This window comes from Mycobacterium sp. SM3041, assembly GCF_039668335.1.
Taxonomy (GTDB): domain Bacteria; phylum Actinomycetota; class Actinomycetes; order Mycobacteriales; family Mycobacteriaceae; genus Mycobacterium.
Map to the genome: position 1 here is coordinate 1 of NZ_JAYXBQ010000034.1, position 17006 is coordinate 17006.

At 68.1% G+C, this 17006-nt stretch carries 17 protein-coding genes; 5 read left to right on the top strand and 12 right to left on the bottom strand.

All coding sequences use genetic code 11. From position 1 onward, the window contains the following. On the top strand, positions 1 to 205 hold a 205-nt coding region (locus tag VXD91_RS07830), incomplete at its 5' end, for a hypothetical protein (RefSeq protein ID WP_346415114.1). Between the two features lie 180 nt (positions 206 to 385). Here VXD91_RS07830 and tyrS read toward each other — a convergent pair. Both tyrS and VXD91_RS07840 read right to left on the bottom strand, forming a co-directional pair. After that, on the bottom strand, positions 386 to 1684 hold the full coding sequence (gene tyrS, locus VXD91_RS07835) for a tyrosine--tRNA ligase (protein WP_226518636.1): 1299 nt from the start codon (positions 1682 to 1684) through the stop codon (positions 386 to 388). A gap of 38 nt (positions 1685 to 1722) precedes the next feature. Continuing rightward, complete coding sequence (locus VXD91_RS07840) at positions 1723 to 2334, bottom strand: DNA-3-methyladenine glycosylase (protein WP_346415115.1); 612 nt, start codon at positions 2332 to 2334, stop codon at positions 1723 to 1725. A 68-nt stretch (positions 2335 to 2402) separates the two neighbouring features. On the opposite strand from VXD91_RS07840, the gene VXD91_RS07845 reads away from it, so the two are divergent. The 3 genes from VXD91_RS07845 to VXD91_RS07855 are packed head-to-tail and all read left to right on the top strand — an operon-like array spanning position 2403 to position 4539. Beyond that, a complete protein-coding gene (locus VXD91_RS07845; protein WP_064860763.1) occupies positions 2403 to 3167 on the top strand; it encodes an ABC transporter ATP-binding protein in 765 nt (254 codons plus the stop codon). Continuing rightward, positions 3101 to 3919, top strand: coding sequence for an ABC transporter permease (locus VXD91_RS07850; protein WP_346415116.1), 819 nt, complete (start codon positions 3101 to 3103; stop codon positions 3917 to 3919). The genes VXD91_RS07845 and VXD91_RS07850 overlap by 67 nt, the downstream gene beginning before the upstream one ends. After that, on the top strand, positions 3916 to 4539 hold the full coding sequence (locus VXD91_RS07855) for a TetR family transcriptional regulator (protein ID WP_138249661.1): 624 nt from the start codon (positions 3916 to 3918) through the stop codon (positions 4537 to 4539). The genes VXD91_RS07850 and VXD91_RS07855 overlap by 4 nt, the downstream gene beginning before the upstream one ends. Here VXD91_RS07855 and VXD91_RS07860 read toward each other — a convergent pair. The 3 genes from VXD91_RS07860 to VXD91_RS07870 form a co-directional block, all read right to left on the bottom strand. After that, positions 4536 to 4742 carry a Trm112 family protein gene (locus tag VXD91_RS07860; RefSeq protein WP_138249662.1) on the bottom strand — a complete coding sequence of 69 codons (207 nt, stop codon included), beginning with the start codon at positions 4740 to 4742 and terminating at the stop codon, positions 4536 to 4538. The two genes, VXD91_RS07855 and VXD91_RS07860, sit on opposite strands and share 4 nt — an antisense overlap. Before the next feature lie 6 nt (positions 4743 to 4748). Then, the gene (locus tag VXD91_RS07865; protein ID WP_138249663.1) at positions 4749 to 5180 is read right to left on the bottom strand and encodes a hypothetical protein; all 432 of its coding nucleotides are present in this window, start codon (positions 5178 to 5180) and stop codon (positions 4749 to 4751) included. Between the two features lie 89 nt (positions 5181 to 5269). Further along, positions 5270 to 8242, bottom strand: coding sequence for an acyl-CoA synthetase (locus VXD91_RS07870; RefSeq protein ID WP_226518640.1), 2973 nt, complete (start codon positions 8240 to 8242; stop codon positions 5270 to 5272). Between the two features lie 119 nt (positions 8243 to 8361). On the opposite strand from VXD91_RS07870, the gene VXD91_RS07875 reads away from it, so the two are divergent. Next, positions 8362 to 10158, top strand: coding sequence for an ABC-F family ATP-binding cassette domain-containing protein (locus VXD91_RS07875; RefSeq protein ID WP_346415117.1), 1797 nt, complete (start codon positions 8362 to 8364; stop codon positions 10156 to 10158). Here the strand turns inward: VXD91_RS07875 and VXD91_RS07880 are convergent. The 7 genes from VXD91_RS07880 to VXD91_RS07910 all read right to left on the bottom strand — a co-directional run bounded on the left by VXD91_RS07880 (position 10148) and on the right by VXD91_RS07910 (position 16998). Further along, entirely contained in the window at positions 10148 to 10513 is a 366-nt protein-coding gene (locus VXD91_RS07880; RefSeq protein ID WP_346415118.1) for a DsrE family protein, read from the bottom strand. The two genes, VXD91_RS07875 and VXD91_RS07880, sit on opposite strands and share 11 nt — an antisense overlap. Continuing rightward, a complete protein-coding gene (locus tag VXD91_RS07885) occupies positions 10510 to 10908 on the bottom strand; it encodes a nuclear transport factor 2 family protein (RefSeq protein WP_346415119.1) in 399 nt (132 codons plus the stop codon). Before VXD91_RS07885 ends, VXD91_RS07880 begins: the two co-directional genes overlap by 4 nt. 52 nt (positions 10909 to 10960) lie before the next feature. Then, the gene (locus VXD91_RS07890; RefSeq protein ID WP_346415120.1) at positions 10961 to 12520 is read right to left on the bottom strand and encodes an HD domain-containing phosphohydrolase; all 1560 of its coding nucleotides are present in this window, start codon (positions 12518 to 12520) and stop codon (positions 10961 to 10963) included. Positions 12521 to 12524: 4 nt separating this feature from the next. Continuing rightward, positions 12525 to 12815: an HNH endonuclease gene (locus VXD91_RS07895; RefSeq protein WP_318987273.1), complete on the bottom strand. Its 291-nt coding sequence runs from the start codon at positions 12813 to 12815 to the stop codon at positions 12525 to 12527. Positions 12816 to 12939: 124 nt separating this feature from the next. Further along, on the bottom strand, positions 12940 to 14373 hold the full coding sequence (locus tag VXD91_RS07900; protein WP_318987253.1) for a tetratricopeptide repeat protein: 1434 nt from the start codon (positions 14371 to 14373) through the stop codon (positions 12940 to 12942). Positions 14374 to 14379: 6 nt separating this feature from the next. Next, complete coding sequence (gene argH / locus VXD91_RS07905) at positions 14380 to 15798, bottom strand: argininosuccinate lyase (protein WP_346415121.1); 1419 nt, start codon at positions 15796 to 15798, stop codon at positions 14380 to 14382. After that, positions 15799 to 16998 carry an argininosuccinate synthase gene (locus tag VXD91_RS07910; RefSeq protein ID WP_293022047.1) on the bottom strand — a complete coding sequence of 400 codons (1200 nt, stop codon included), beginning with the start codon at positions 16996 to 16998 and terminating at the stop codon, positions 15799 to 15801. Positions 16999 to 17006 lie beyond the last annotated feature (8 nt).

Genomic DNA, 17006 nt, shown 5'->3' on the forward strand with positions numbered 1-17006 from the left:
CCTCGCAAAACGAGGCAGAATTTACAGTTCAGAACAATCTGACCTAAACAAAAGACACCAAAAACTGGCATCAAAAAAACAACCACACCCCACAAACGGGAAAACACGAGGCATGGCCAAAAAACAACAAACAAAAACCACCAAACACACTATTGAGTTCTCAAACAACACGCCCGGCCTGACCGCGCAACAAACCCGCGGCTAAAAGCCGCGGTCCGTAGTGCGGGCAGTGAGGAACTCCCAACTTAATGGGTGTTACTCTCGGATTTGGTCTTCGCTCTCCGGCGCTTGTCCGTGTCGCTCTGACCTGGAATAAGTTACGGCAGGGCTAACAGCGAGTCAAATCGCCAGGTCAGCGAGCCGTTTCCCCTGGTCAGAGGGGTCGTCAGCCCTGGCCGGAGCCGCCAACCCGCCGCACCCCCGCGATGTGGCGCTTGCCACGCCGCAACACCAGCCAGCGCTCACCGAGAAAGTCCGACGGCTGTGGTACCCACTCGTCGCTTTCCACTCGCGCGTTGTTCACATAGACGCCGCCCTCGGCGACCGTGCGGCGCGCTTCCCCGCGACTCTTCGACAGGCCCGTCGCAACCAACAGATCGGTGATCCCGTCCGGACCACCTGGCGCCAGCTCCGCGACCTGGCCATTGCTGGCCTCCGTCAACGCCGCCGACAGCGTCGACTCGTCGAGATCTGCGAGTTCGGCACGGCCGAACAGCGCCTGACTCGCCAGCTCGACGGCGTCGGTCGCCGCCTGACCGTGCACCAACGTGGTCAACTCCCGGGCCAGCCGGCGTTGCGCAGCTCGCTCATGGGGACGCTCCGCGGTAGCGGTCGCGAGTTCACCGAGCTCGTCGGCGGACAGGAAGGTGAACCAGCGCAGGTAGCCCACGACATCGGCGTCGGCCGCGTTCACGAAGTACTGGTACCAGGCATAAGGGCTGGTCAGCTCGGGATCGAGCCACAGATTGCCGCCGCCGGTCGACTTGCCGAATTTCTTGCCGTCGGCCGAGGTGACGAGCGGAACCGTCAGCGCATGTGCGGTCGCACCCAGCTTCTGGCGCACCAGGCGGACGCCCGCGATGATGTTTCCCCACTGGTCAGAGCCGCCGACCTGCAGACTGCAGCCGTGCTTCTTGTACAGCTCGACGAAGTCGTTGGCCTGCAGGAGCATGTAGCTGAACTCGGTGTACGAGATGCCGTCGCCTTCGAGCCGCCGCTTGATGGTGTCGCGGTCGAGCATGACGTTGACCGAGAAGTGTTTGCCCAGGTCACGCAAGAACTCGATGGCCGACATCGGCCCGGTCCAGGACAGGTTGTTCTCGACGATCGCGCCGTTGCCCGAGTCGTTGAACTCGACGAATCGCTCCAGTTGACCGCGAATACGTTCGGCCCAGTCGGCGACGGTGTCGGCGGTGTTCATCGTCCGCTCGCCGTTGTCGCGGGGATCGCCGATCATGCCGGTGGCACCGCCGGCCAGCACGATGGGTCGGTGGCCGGCCTGCTGGAATCGCCGCAGCGTGAGCAGGGGAACCAGGTGTCCGGCGTGCAGGCTGGGCGCGGTCGGGTCGAAGCCGGCATACAGCGTGAGCGGCCCATCCGTCGTCGCGGCGGCGAGCGCTTCGCGGTCGGTCGATTGCGCGATCAGGCCGCGCCAGTCCAGTTCGTCGAGGATGCCAGTACTCACGTCGTCGATCTTCCCCTATTGCAGGTCATCGCCTGTCATCAGTCACTGTCGCCCGGTGCCGGCGCCCGGGGACTGCGCCGGTAGTTCGACACTTCAGGGGTGCCCGGCAACCAGAACCGCCAGGGGCGGTCGGCGGCCTGGCTGACGCCCACTCGCGGCCCGGCGCTGCCCTCCTGCGGCGGGTTCAGTTCGATCCGGACAGGTGATCGGCGATCCACCAGGTCAATGCCGTTGTCCGCCAAGGTGATTCCGAGCGCCTCGCACAGATTGCCCGGGCCGCGAGCGTACGCCGCGGGCGCGATGCCGGCCCGCCGCCGGCCCGCGGCCACGCCGCCACCGTCGACGACGCGGGCCGCACGGAGCAGTACGGCACCCGCCACGCCGTCAGTGCAACAAACGACGTTGGCGCACACGTGGATTCCGTGACTGCGGTAGGTGTACAAATGCCCGGCCGGCCCGAACATCACCGAGCTCCGGGGCGTCGGCCCGCGGAACGAGTGCGCAGCCGCATCCGGCCAGGGCCCCGATGGTGGGCCGCCATAGGCCTCGACCTCGACCACGGTCGCGACGACGTCCCGGCCGTACAACGTGGCGCCGAGCAGGCGTCGGGCCGCGGTGACGGGATCGACGGCGAGTAGCTCGGCACTCATGGCCCGCCATTCTGCCCGGTCCGAGCCGGCCGTTGACACGTCGACACCAGGAGCGGAGTATTCATCACATGATGAGTTCATCGGTTGGTGAATTACACGGTGATGCCGCTGACGTGGCAATTCGGATCGAGGACCTGACCGTGATCCGGGGTAAGCGGCGCGCGATCGACGGGGTGTCCCTGCAGGTCCGGCGTGGCAGCATCACCGGGTTGCTCGGCCCGTCCGGCTGCGGCAAAACCACCCTGATGCGCGCCATCGTCGGTACGCAGATCATCACGAACGGCACGGTCACCGTGCTCGGGAAACCCGGCGGATCGGCCGACCTGCGCCGACGCGTCGGGTACGTGACCCAGGAGCCGACGGTCTACAACGATCTGCGCGTCATCGACAACGTGCGGTATTTCGCTGCGCTGACGGGCTCGAGCAAGACCGCGGCCGACGAGGCCATCGCTGCCGTCGGCCTCCAGGATCACCGAACCGCGTTGTGCGGCAACATGTCCGGCGGTCAGCGGACGCGCGCCTCATTGGCCTGTGCGTTGGTGTCCAAACCTGACCTGCTCGTGCTCGACGAACCGACGGTCGGACTGGATCCGGTCCTGCGGGTCGACCTCTGGGACCAGTTCGACCGACTGGCCCGCGACGGCACCACCCTGCTGGTGTCCAGCCATGTCATGGACGAGGCCGATCACTGCGGCGAACTGCTGCTGATGCGCGACGGCCGCCTGCTCGGACACACCACGCCCACGCAACTACGAGAGGACACCGGATGTTCATCGCTGGAGGAAGCGTTCCTGACCATCATCCGGCGCAGCACCGCGGCCAGAGCCGGCTGACGCTCCGGCCCTACCTGGCCACGACGGCCCGCATCCTGCGTCAGCTCGCCGCCGACCATCGCAGCATGGCGATGATCCTCGTGGTGCCGAGTGCCGTCATCACCTTGATGTACTTCATGTTCGACGATCTGCCGCACCGTCCCGGCACGCTGTCGCCGTTCAACAACGCCTGTCTGATCCTGCTCGGCGTCTTCCCGCTGATCGTCATGTTCCTGATCACCTCGATAACCATGCAGCGCGAACGGGTTTCGGGCACGTTGGAACGAATCCTGACCACTCCCCTGCGCCGGCTGGATCTGCTGGCCGCCTACGGATCGGCATTCTCGGTGGCTGCGGCCGCCCAGGCGACGCTGGCCTGCCTGGTGTCGTTCTGGTTCCTCGGGTTCGACACCGCGGGCAGTCCCGCCCTGGTCTTCCTGATCGCGATCATCAACGCGGTGCTCGGCGTCGGACTGGGGCTGTTGTGCAGTGCCTTCGCGCGTACCGAGTTCCAGGCCGTGCAGTTCATGCCGGTCGTGATCGTGCCGCAACTGCTGTTGTGCGGCATCATCGTTCCCCGCGAAATGCTGCCCGACTGGTTACGGTGGATCAGTGACGCACTACCCGCGACCTACGCGCTCGAGGCTCTCCAACAAGTGGCCGACCACCCCGACATCACCAGCACCACGATGCGCGACATCGTCATTGTGATCGCGTTCGCCGTCGTCACCATGTGTCTGGCCGCTGCGACCCTGCGCCGTCGGACCCCATGACCACGACACAGCCGCGGCCGCGCCGCAAGCCGCCCGGTCGTCCCACCGGAACCTCGGACACGAAGGAGACGATCCTGTCGTGTGCGCGGGACCTGTTCGCCCGCAACGGTTTCAACAACACCTCCGTGCGAGCGATCGCCTCGGCCGCCGGTGTCGACGCGGCGCTGGTGCATCACTACTTCGGGACCAAGCAGCAGCTGTTCGCAGCGGCAGTGCACATTCCCATCGATCCGCAGATGGTGCTGGGCCCGTTGCGGGACACCCCCGTCGACGAACTCGGCCACACCCTGCCGTCGCTGCTGTTCCCGATCTGGGACTCGGAGCTCGGCGTGGGGTTCATCGCGGCGTTGCGCTCGATGCTCGCGGGTGACGACGTCAACCTGATCCGGATTTTCCTCGAGGACGTCATCACCGCCGAAGTCGGTGCGCGGGTTGACAACCCGCCCGGCACGGGACGAATCCGCGTGCAGTTCGTCGCTTCCCAGCTGATGGGCGTCGTGATGGCCCGCTACATCCTGCAACTGGAACCGTTCAGATCGCTCCCGGTGCAACAGATCGCGGAAACGATCGCCCCCAACCTGCAGCGCTACCTCACCGGCGACCTGCCGGCACTGAGCTAACGCTGGGCAGCGCCGAGCAGTCGCTGATGCTCGGCGTCGTCGGTGACGTCGACCGCCTCGTCGATGAGCAGCACCGGTACCCCGGCGTCGATCCGGTACGCCCGGCGCAACCGCGGGTTGTACAGGCATTCGTCGCCGACCAGCAGCAGCTCACCCCGGTCCTGCGGGCACACCAAAATCGCGCGCAAAGCTTCGTCGATCACCTGGCGTCAGCCACCCAACGGAATCTGCGAGCCACCGGTACCCGGCACCAGGCCGGGTGGCAGGCCACCCGGACCACCGATGACGATGGGGTTCTGCGGCTTCACGCCGGCGGCACGGGCCTGATTGCGCTTCTGGAACTTCACCGTGTCCTGCAGCGCATGGATCAGCGGTACCTGGTTCGGACGCTGATCGAGGGCCGCCTCGATATCAGCGAGGTTGCCCCTCGAGGGGCCGAAGCCCTGGGCACGCAGCTTGAGCGACGTGTGCAGCAGCTTCGCGAGGTCGCCGCCACTGGCACCGATGTCGTACTCGGCGTCGAGGTCGTCCAGGACGTCGGCATGTGCCGCCGCAGGAGTGATCATCATCCCGACGGCCACAGCTCCCGCCAGAATCGCGCCGGCAACACCACGCCGGCGACGGCTGGTGTGTGACGTCATGCGTTCTCCATTCGATATCTGCGCCCGACGGCGTGTAACCCCGACTGACAAACCGCAGCCTAACAGCGACGACGAGGACCGGCAGGCTGTCACGACAGACTGCTCGTCCCGGTCAACTCGGCCTGGGCGGCCGCGGTGAAGGGCACGAACGAGTCACTGTCGACGTCGAACTGCCAAGAATTGTCCGTCGATTCGGGCACGCCGGCGGCCCGCAGTTCGGCCAGCACCGGGCGATACGACGCGTTGAGCGCCAGCTCCGGCACCACGTGGACGAGGTCCGGCACCACGCCGACCGGCAGATCGGCCAACGCCTCACGGAGGTCGGCGGGCAGCACGCTGCCGCCCGGACGCAGGCTCAACGCCGTGACCGCCAGCTCCCGATCGCCGACCGGCACCCGGTAGGTCACGGCGATGTCGACCGCGTCGAGACGGCCCAGCGCATTGCCGACCTCCTTGCCGAACACGGCGCCGCGCGGGGTGCGGATGACCGAACGGCGGTTGTCGACCATCCAGTAGTCGCCGTCGTCGTCGCGGCGGAAGAGGAACTCGGTCGAGACCCAGGTGTCCCCCGGCGCGAAAACACCGCGCTTGACCGACGCGGTCGGGTCGACAGGTCCACGCGGCTTGGCCAGCAACACGCCCACCTCGTTGGGCTCGGCGAGCGCCACGAAACCGTCGTCGCCCTCGAGGATGAGGTCGTCATAGACGTCGTAGGCGGCCAACGCGATCTGGCCGCCGCCCGGTAGTGGCCGGCCCTCGCTGCCGATCTTGGCGCCCGACACGTTGGCCAGCACGGCCTGACCGTCGGTCGTGGTGAAGAACTCCAGCACATGTGCGGGCTGGAACGCCTCCTCGACGCGGCGCCACAACCCGGCCGGCATACCCGAGCCGATGAACAGGCGCACCGGGTGGGTTCCGTTGATCACGAACGACGGGTCGTCGATGACGTCGCGCAGCATCGCCCAGGTGTAGGACACCACCGTGACGCCGTACTGCCGCAGTTCGTGCACGAAACGGTCGGGGCGCAGCCCGCGGGACAGCGCGATGCGCGCACCGCCGACGACAGCGCCGCCGAGCGACACGAGCAGGCCGGACTGGTGGTGCAGCGGGGTCAGGCAGTAGACGGTGTCGCCGCGGCCCAGGTTGGCCGCCGAGGCGGTGCCGAATGCCGACAGCGCCCAGCGGAAGTTGGTGATCTGCCGGGCCACCAGCTCGCCGCCAACGTTCGCGAACGCGATGTAGGCCAGGTCCTGCGCGTAGCCGGGGTTGGGCCGGTACCAGCCGGGCAGCTCAACGACGTCGGGGTCGATCTGCTCCATGTCCACGACGTCGGCGTCATCGGACACGTGCAGGTCGCGGTTCTCGCCGCCGCCGAGCACCAGGACGCGGGTCCGCAGCCGCCGGGCCGCATCCAGATTGGCCGGGTCGGAGATGATGTCGGTGACGCCGCCGAGGCGGGCGGCCACGGCCAGGTCGGCGTCGGGCGGCATCAGCACGGCCACCGCGCCGAGACGTGACAGCGCCGCGATGGCGACGAGCGCACTGGGGCGGGTCTCCATCAGCACGCCGACCCGAACGCCTTGTCGGACACCGACTTCGATGAGACCACGCACGACGTTGTTGATGCGGCGGTCCACTGCCTCGTAGGTGTGCACGCGGCCGTCGAACAGCAGGAACTCACCGTCCGGCGCGCCCTGGGCCTGCTCGCAGATGATGCGGCCCAACGAGATTCGCGTGTGGTCGTTGATCTGACCGAGACGGGCCAGCCGCGGTAGGGTCCGGACGGTCTCGATGGCCAGTGCCCGCGTCGACTTACCGGCCGTCACCACGGCGTCGGCCGCGGTGTTGGCAAGGCTGAACGCCATCTCCGTCGCGGCGGCAGCACCGTGCGCCACGCGGATCGCCAACGGCACCGACTCGCGCGGCAGTTCGGACTGCAGCGGCATCGGTACCACGTCGGACGGCATCGGTCCGCCGGCGTCGAGCCACTTGACCCACGACGCCACCGTCGGCCAACTCTGACTGGCGGCCTTGGAACCGACGACGAGACCGAAATGCCCGACGCGAATGAGGTATTCGTAGACATCGGCCTCCGGGGCGGCGCGCTTGATACCGCGCACGGCGGCGGGCTGACCGATGTCGTCGACCTCACCGACCACGGCCAGGACCGGGCAGGTGATGTCGGACAGCGTCACCAGGTTGCCGTGGATGGCGAAACCGCCGGTCATCATGCGGTTGTGCGCGATGAACTGCTTGAGCAGCTCCGCGATGGCCGGGCCGGACCAGGCGATCCAGCCCTCGCTGGCCAGGAACCGTCGCTGCTGCTCACGCGGCAACAGGGCCTCGCGGTCGTGCAACTGGCGCAAGAAATCGAGGCGCGACTGCGCGGTCTTGATCGGGTCGAGCATCTGGAAACCGTTGCGCGCCAGCCAACCCGGGATGTTGAGGCGGCTGAAGACATGGTCGGCCATGAAGTCGGCAACGCCGGATGCCAGGTTCGCCGGCATGTTCATCGGCAGTGCGGCCAGCGTGTCCACCGGAGACCCGAAGGCGACGATGCTGGCCAGGTCGCGGGACTGCCGATATGCGGCGGTCTGGTAGGCGAACATGCCGCCCTGCGAATAGCCGGCCAGGTGAACGTCTTTGCCGGTGGTTGCCTTGACGGTGTCGATGGCCGCACTGAGACCCACCACGTGGTCCGCCAGATTGCGGTCCATGCCGCCCTCGACCTGATCCGGCGAACCGAAGTCGATGACCCACGGGTCCAGACCGGCGGCGTGCAGGATGCCCACGGCGCCGTCGTCGCGGGTCACGTCCCACATGTCGGCGGACATCATCATCGGATGCACCATCAGCACCGGCGATCCGGCCGGGGCCGCGCCCGGACGCGCGTCCGGCGGGAAGTACCGCCGCAGCCGGTACATCGGCACGCTCTCGACGATCTGGAACGGCGACGGCACGGCGCCCGTCTCCAGCCCGCCGTAGCGAAGCACTTCCAGGCCGTTTTGAGCGGTAGCTACCAACCGCTCCACCGGCCCGGTGATCACCGAAAAGTCCACCACCGGGTACTCCCTTTTGGTCAAATAAGTACAAATCCCCCGATTACGACGCCATCATGGCACAACGCGCTGGTTACGGCGTGGCAGAGGCACCCGCGGCCGACGCCTAGAATCTGCGCCTGATGGCGCATCTACTTGGGGCCGAAGCCCTGCATCTGGAATTTCCGACCCGAGTGGTTTTCGATTCGCTGACGGTCGGGATCGAGGAGGGCGACCGGATCGGCATCGTCGGCCGTAACGGCGATGGCAAATCCAGTTTGCTGGCAATGCTGGGCGGCCGGCTCAAGCCCGACTCCGGGCGGGTGACGGTACGCGGTGGCGTCCGGATCGGGATGCTCGACCAGGCCGACACGCTCGACCACACCGACACCGTCGGGCACGCCGTCGTCGGCGACGTCCCCGAGCATGAATGGGCCGGCGACCCGCGGGGCCGCGACGTCATCGCCGGGCTGCTCGGCGACCTCGACTGGAATGCCGTGATCGGCACCCTGTCCGGTGGGCAGCGTCGCCGTGTGGCCCTGGCCCGGCTGCTCGCCGGTGACCACGACGTCCTGATCCTCGACGAGCCCACCAACCACCTCGATGTCGAGGCGATCACCTGGCTGGCCGCGCATCTGAAGAAGCGCTGGGCCGCCAACGCCGGCGGCTTGCTCGTCGTCACCCACGACCGGTGGTTCCTCGACGAGGTGTGTACCGCCACCTGGGAGGTGCACGACCGCATCGTCGAACCGTTCGAGGGCGGCTATGCGGCGTACATCCTGCAACGGGTGGAGCGCGACCGGCAGGCGGCGGCTTCTGAAGCCCGGCGCCAGAACCTGGCCCGGAAAGAACTCGCGTGGCTGCGCCGCGGTGCGCCGGCGCGGACGTCGAAGCCGAAGTTCCGGATCGACGCCGCCAACGCGCTGATCGCCGACGTGCCGGAGATCCGCGACAAGGTGGCACTGCAGTCGCTGGCCGTGACGCGCCTCGGCAAGCAGGTTGTCGACATTCTCGACGCGTCGGTGACCTACGGCGAGCGGCAGGTGCTGCAGGACGTCGAGTGGCGGATCGCGCCGGGCGAACGCACCGGAATCCTCGGCGTCAACGGCGCCGGCAAGTCGACGCTGCTCGGGTTGATCGACGGGTCGGTCGAGCCGACCGGCGGCCGGGTCAAGCACGGCAAGACAGTGCAGATCGCCACGCTCACCCAGGGTGTGGAGAAGCTCGCCGAGCATCTCGATGAGCCCGTGCGGGCGGTGCTGAGCCGGCTGGCCACCACTTACACGTTCGGATCCGGTTCCAAGGCGCAGGAACTCAGCCCGAGTCAGCTACTGGAGCGCCTCGGCTTCGCCAGTGCCCAGCTGTCCACCCCGGTGCAGGATCTGTCCGGTGGGCAGCAGCGCCGGCTGCAGTTGCTCCTGATCCTGCTCGAACAGCCCAACGTGCTGATCCTCGACGAGCCGACCAACGACCTGGACACCGACATGCTGGCGGCCATGGAGGACCTGCTGGACTCCTGGCCCGGCACGCTGATCGTCGTCAGCCACGACCGGTACTTCCTGGAGCGCGTCACCGATCAGCAGTTCGGCATCCTCGGCGGCCGGTTGCGCCACCTGCCCGGCGGGGTCGACGAGTACCTGCGCCTGCGGGCGACGCACTCGGCCCAAACCGGTACCGCCGCAGCCAAACCGGCTGTGGTCGCGACTGAGGGACTGTCAGGTGCAGAGCTGCGCGCGGCACAGAAGGAACTCACCGCCATCGAGCGTCGACTGGAGAAACTTGCGGGCCAGATCGACACGGCACACCAGCGTCTGGCTGAGCATGACCAGGGCGATTACGAAGGGCTGCAACGCCTCACGGGCTCGCTGCGCGAGCTCGAAGGTGAAGTGACCGAACTCGAGGATCGCTGGATGGAGTTGTCCGAGGACGTCAGTAGCTGAACGTGGTGGCCGGCTCGTCGCCGATCCACTGCCACAGCGGGATGGTGCCGCCGAGGTCCGCGTTGGCCACGACGTGTTCGGCGTCAAGGGCTTTGGCATTGAAGCAGATCGGGCAGATGAGGAACTTGCCGCCGGCGGCTTCGTAGCGGGCCATCAGGTCCGGCAGTGGTGGGCAGCCGTCGCATGCGACGCCGAGCGCGAACCCCGGTTGGGCGAGGCGCACGGCTTCCTTGGCCAGGAACATCATCGTCGGGTGTCCCTGTTCGGCCGCGCCGACGGCCATGAGCAGGGCGATGGTGACCTTCTCGGCGTCCTCCAGACCGGTGGTGAGGCTGATCGCCACTTTCGAGCTCATGAGCGGTTCTCCTTCTGTTCGGGCTGAAATCCTGAGCACAGCAGGTCGATTGAATGGATGCGGTCGTCGGCGGCGGCGAACAGGCGCTGCTCGACGATCTTGACGGCGGTCGGGTCACCCGGTGGCGAGGTGCGAACCCGCCAGCTCAGCGCGACGCGGTCGCCCACGCGGCCGACGGAAGCATCGACCAGTTCGAACGTGTCGGCGCCGAACCAGTGCCGGAAGCGCCCGACGGTGTCGTCGGCGCCGGTCACGTCGACGAGGCCGGGAGGGATCAGGGCGCGGAAATGTACGTCGGGAGCAAGGCATTCGGCGAGCGCGGCGAAGTCCTGGCCGGCGAAAGCCTCCAGAAAGGCGCCCGCCACAGCCCATCCCGCGCCGATGTCGTTGCTCATGTATCGGTTCTACGGCCCGCCGGCGCCTCGGCACATCGGGTGAACACCCGATCTATTCGGCGGCGCTGACCAATCCGTGGCGCATGGCGAACATCGCAGCGGCACCGCGCGTCGACACCCCGATCTTGGTGTAGATGTGTTCGACGTGGGTGCCGACGGTGCGTGGCGTGATCGAAAGGTGTTGGGCGATCTGCCGATTCGATGAACCACGGACCAGCTGCTCGAGGACTTCGAGTTCGCGGCCGGTCAGACCGGCGACGAGTGGGGTCCGGCGGCTGGGCCGGCAGCCCGCGGCGGTCAGCACCGCTCCGACGGCGGCGCCGTCGAGCCGCCCCGCGGTGACCTCCGCGCGCAGGGCCTCGGCGCGGTCGGCGGGTGCCAACGCGGTCCGGTGCGGGCGATCCTCGCCGAGTGCCTGGTAGACCGCCGCGGCGGCCAGGAGCCGGGCCGGCGCGGGGATCGCGGTGCCGGTGAGCCCGCGTGGGTACCCGCTGCCGTCCATGCGCTCGTGGCAGGCCGCGGCGACCGCGCCGATCTCGCACAGCCGCGGCTGCCGGCACAGCACCCGTTCGGTGAGATACGGCACGGTGCGAACGCGCTCGCGTTCGGCAATCGTCAAGGGACCCGGCTTGTTCCAGATGCCCGTCGAGACACCGATGGCCCCGATCCGGTGTACCAACGCCGCGCGTTCGGCGAGGGCGACGTCGTCGTCACGCAGTCCGGCCGCTCTGGCCGCCGCTGCGGTGAGTTCGGCGACGCGGCGTGAATAGCCCAGGAACCAAGTCGATTTCAGGTCGGCGTAGTCGGCGAAGACCTGCAGCACCCCGGTCAATTCGGCGTCGGGAATGGTGCGATCGAGCGACGCGCAGCCCCCGATCACCGCGCCCCAGGCGTCGACGGTGTCGAGTCCCCCGAAGATCTCGTCGGATCTGGCACCGCACACGTCCACCAGCTCGGGGTCGAACTCGCTCCCCCGTCGGCCGCGCAGCATCTCCAGCGCGCCGTCGACACCGCCGGTGCGGTGGTGCACCTCGGCGTCGTCGGCAATGTGGACGACCCGCATCACCGGCTGAATCTGCGCGCCCCGGGCCCGCCCCGGCACACCCTTGCCGTCCCAGCGCTCGAAGGCGTCGAGCAGTGCGGCGCGCACCTCGGGCGGCAGGTCCAGGCGGTCCGCGATGTCGCTGGCCGTCTGACAGTGGCTGACAAACAGTTTCGGCATCTCGGTGACGCCCTGGGCCAGGAATCGGCCGACCATGGTGATGCGCTGCAACGCCGGCTGCCCTTGCGCGAGGTGTCCCAGCAGAAACCGCGCCATGCCGGGTCCGGCCTTGTCCACGTGATAGCTGTCGGCCCGCATCCGGAGGTCGTCGCCGAACCAGTGCGCCAGCTCGTGCGAGTCGGCAACACATCCCATCCAGGCCAGTAGCGACACGTAGAAGGCAGCGGCCTGATGCTCGGGCGCCATGCCCGCGGCGGCGGCCAGGCGCGTCGCGAGGACCGTCTGGCGCAAAACATGCTCCTGCGGCTGTCCCAGACCGAGATCGGTGGCCAGCGAGAGCGAGGCGATGAGCTCCGCCAGGCGCACTTCGGGCGTCTGGGTACCGGCCATCGGCTCAGTATTGCGCCAGTTCCCTGGCGATGGTGGCCTTCCGGAGCAGAAACCCGCCCTCGTCCAACTTCTTTCGGCGCAACCAGCCGGTGACTTCGGCATTGCACTTGCTGGCGTTGCACGACCGGCACGCCGGCACCACATTGTCGAGCGTGTACCGCCCGCCGCGGGAGATGGGCTGCACGCAATCCTTCTGCAGGTCGGCGTCGTCGGCGCCGCAGTAGGCGCAGCCGCCCCAGATCTCTTGCAGGACAGCCCACTGCTGCGTCGTCAGGTCATGCTCGACCTTCGCCATCCGACGTTTGCGTCGTCTGGCGTAGACCGCGGCGCGGCTGCGAGCTGGCACCGCCCGAGCCTACGGCCGCCGACGGCCTCAGCCCTGCAGGCGGGCCCGCAGACGGCCGGCGGTGTCGGCTGCTTCAGCGGCTGGGCGCCGGCACCGTGAAGGTCGGTATGGGTGGCAATGGGCTGAACGTCGGCACCTGAATGTTGCCGGGTGACAACGGCCCCGGCTGATACGTGAAATCGACACTCGCTGCCCGGTGACCACACAACAGCACGAGCCACGCACAACCGGCGAGGAACAGCGCCGCCATGACATACCCCGACCATCGCAGACCCCGGCCGGCCAGGGCCACGACGTACTCCACACAGCGGACCCCGAACACGATCGGCAGCACCATCAGTGCAAACCACAGCGCGCCGGGCTGCGCCGCCAATCGGTAGCACGCCCATCCCAGGCCGACCGGCAGTCCCAAGCCGAGCAGCCACACCAACCAGTAGCCCGATTGCTCGGTCAGATGGTCGCCCAAGCTCACGTCGCGGTCGCTGCGAAGGCGCCCGATGGTCACCATGACGTGAGCGAGACCGGCCAGCAGGCACGCGACGATCAGTGCCTGATACCCGAGGCGTACACCATTTGGGCTCCATCCAACGATGATCAGCACAGGTGCGACCGTGGCGATGAATGCGGCCAATGCGGCCAACCCGATGCCGGCCAACGCAATCGGACCGCGCCACAGCCGCCGGGCCAGGTAACCGCGCGGAAGCTGCTTGCGCACTCGAGAGAAGGTGCGAATCCAGTGCACCAGCAGCGGCGCCATCAACACCGGCGCCAGATGACGCAACACCGACGGCGGCACCCACGCGGAGAAGAGGACCACCGCCAACGTGTAGATCCAGACGCCGCCGGCAAGCCGGGCGATGGTGCCCCACACGGTCTGCGCGAGCGTGTGCCGTGCTGCGCCGTGGGTGGGTTCGTCGACGAGAACCGCGGACAGACCCGCCACGCGCCCTCCGGCGAAAGGCCGAGCCGCGGCGGCCTCGGTCTGCAGATCAGCACTTGATGGATCGAGGCTCAATCCGGTGGCGATGAATTGCGCAGCGCGGTCGTCGCCACACCGGCGGGCCACGCGTGCTGCGGCCAAAAACAGCTCAGCGTCATGGGATTCGAGTTCCAACGCCCGATCCAGGGCCGCCCTCGCGGCACGTCGATCCGGCACCTCCGCCAGGCAGGTCGCGAGGAGCATGTGCGCGTCGGCGTCATGGGGATTCGCTTCTACAGCCCGACGGGCATATCGGACCGCGTCTGCGGTGCGGCTCGCCGAGAGGCTGACGCGCGCCAGCACCTGCAACGCCAACAGCGACGTGCCGTGTTGCGCTATCGCCGCATCTGCGGCGGCGCGCGCACGGTCCAGATCGCCGACGTTGTAGACCGCGACGGCGAATGCTTCGAGCAGCTGTCCCTCGTGCGGGTGCTCGGCAAGGCCGGACGACAGCAGGTCCGCGGCGGCTTGCCACTGGCCGACGTCGCCGAGCAGTTGGGCTCGCAGCACCACCGCCTCGACGTCCACCGGCGTCTACCCCAGCTGTGACCGCAGTTGCGCCGCCCGATCCCGCACGATGGTGAGCTGCTCGGCAACCCTCGCCGGCGACGTGCCGCCGCGGGCGTCACGCGACTCGACCGAACCGGCGATGGTCAGGACGTCGCGCACTTCGGCGGTGAGTCCCGGGTGGATACCGGCCAGCTCGTCGGCGGCGAGTTCTTCCAGCCCGACTCCCCTGGCCTCGGCGGCCTTGACCGCCGCACCGGCTGCCTCGTGCGCGACGCGGAACGGAATACCTTGGCGCACCATCCATTCCGCGATGTCGGTGGCCAGGGTGTAGCCGAGCGGCGCCAGCGCGGCCATCCGGTCGGTGTCGAAGGTCAGGGTGCCGACCAGGCCGGCCATCGCGGGCAACAGCAGCTCGAGCTGAGCGACGGAGTCGAAGACCGGCTCCTTGTCCTCCTGCAGATCCCGGTTGTAGGCGAGCGGCTGCGCCTTGAGCGTCGCCAGCAGGCCGGCCAGGTTGCCGATGAGGCGGCCGGACTTACCGCGGGCCAGTTCGGCGATGTCAGGATTCTTCTTCTGCGGCATGATCGAGCTGCCGGTCGACCAGGAGTCGTGCAGCTTGACGTAGCCGAATTCCGTTGTGCTCCAGAGGATGATGTCCTCGGACAGGCGGGACAGATCCACGGCGATCATCGCGAACACGAACGCCGCCTCGGCGGCGAAGTCGCGCGAGGAAGTGGCGTCGATCGAATTGTCCGCAGCCGCATTGAATCCTAGATCCGCCGCGATGGCGTCGGGGCTCAGGCCGAGCGAGCTACCGGCGAGCGCACCGGAACCGTAGGGCGACACCGCCGCCCGCTTGTCCAGATCGAGCAGCCGGTCGGCGTCGCGCAGCAGCGGGTGCGCGTGCGCGAGAAGGTGGTGGGCCAACAGCACGGGCTGCGCCGACTGCAGGTGCGTCTTGCCGGGCATGATCGCCGTGGGGTGCGCCGCGGCCTGGCCGGCCAGCGCGGCCGCCACGTCGAGCACGCCGTTGCCGACGGTCTTGATGGCGTCGCGCAGCCACATGCGGAACAGCGTCGCCACTTGGTCGTTGCGGGACCGGCCGGCGCGCAGCCGGCCACCGAGGTCCTCACCGACGCGGTCGATCAGGCCGCGCTCCAGTGCGCCGTGCACGTCCTCGTCCGTCGGCAGCGGCCCGAAGGAACCGTCGGCGACGTCGTTGCCGAGGCTGTCCAGGCCGGCCAGCAGCCCGTCGCGCTGCTCGTCGGTGAGCAACCCGGCGTTGTGCAGCACGCGGGCGTGCGCCTTGGACGCGGTGACGTCATATGGCGCCAGCGCCCAGTCGAAGTGCGTCGACTTGCTCAGTGCGGCAAGCGCATCGGACGGGCCGGAGGCGAACCGGCCACCCCACAGCGAACCCTCGTTGGTCGTGCTGCCCGACATTTACAGACCCAGGTCGCGCTTGGCGGAGATCTTGGAGCTCAGGCCGTGCAGCTGGACGAAGCCCTTGGCCGCGCTCTGGTCGAAACTGTCGCCCTCGTCGTAGGTGGCGAGGTTGAAGTCGTAGAGCGACTCACCCGAGCGCCGGCCGTTGACGGTGATGTGGCCGCCGTGCAGGACCAGGCGGATGTCGCCGGAGACGTGCTGCTGGGTGTGCTCGACGAACGCCTCCAGCGAGGCCTTCAGCGGGCTGTACCAGAGACCGTCGTAGGTCAGCTCGCCCCACTTGCGGTCGACGCCGCGCTTGTAGCGGCCGAGCTCGCGCTCCAGGCAGACATGCTCGAGCTCGGTGTGCGCGGTGATCAGCACCATGGCGCCCGGGGCCTCGTAGATTTCGCGGGACTTGATGCCCACCAGGCGGTCCTCGACGACGTCCAGGCGGCCGACGCCCTGCGCACCGGCGCGGGTGTTGAGCTCCTGGATGATCTGCAGCACGCTCAGCGGGCGGCCGTCGATGGCGACGGGGCGGCCCTTGTCGAAGCTGACGATCAGCTCGTCGGGGGTGTTGAAGTGGACCGTCGGGTCCTCGGTGTAGTCGTAGACGTCCTTGGTCGGGGCGTTCCACAGGTCCTCGAGGAAGCCGGTCTCGACGGCACGGCCCCACACGTTCTGATCGATGGAGAAGGGCGACTTCTTGGTGACGTTGATCGGGATGTCGTTCTCCTGCGCGAAGGCGATGGCCTTCTCGCGGGTCCAGGCGTAGTCGCGGACCGGGGCGATGACCTCCAGCTCCGGGGCCAGGGTGTTGAAGCCGACCTCGAAGCGGACCTGGTCGTTGCCCTTACCGGTGCAGCCGTGCGCGACGACGGTGCCGCCATGGCTGCGGGCCGCCTCGACCAGGTGCTTGACGATCAGCGGGCGCGAGATGGCCGACACCAGCGGGTACCGGTCCATGTACAGCGCGTTGGCCTTGATGGTGGGCAGGCAGTACTCGTCGGCGAACTCGTCGCGGGCGTCGACCACCACGGCCTCGACAGCGCCGCAATCGATGGCACGCTGACGCACCACCTCCATGTCCTCGCCGCCCTGGCCCAGGTCGATGGCCACGGCGACGACCTCTTTGCCGGTCTCCTTGCCGATCCAGCTGATCGCGACCGAAGTGTCCAGACCGCCGGAATACGCCAGGATGACGCGCTCGGACATGTGTCAAT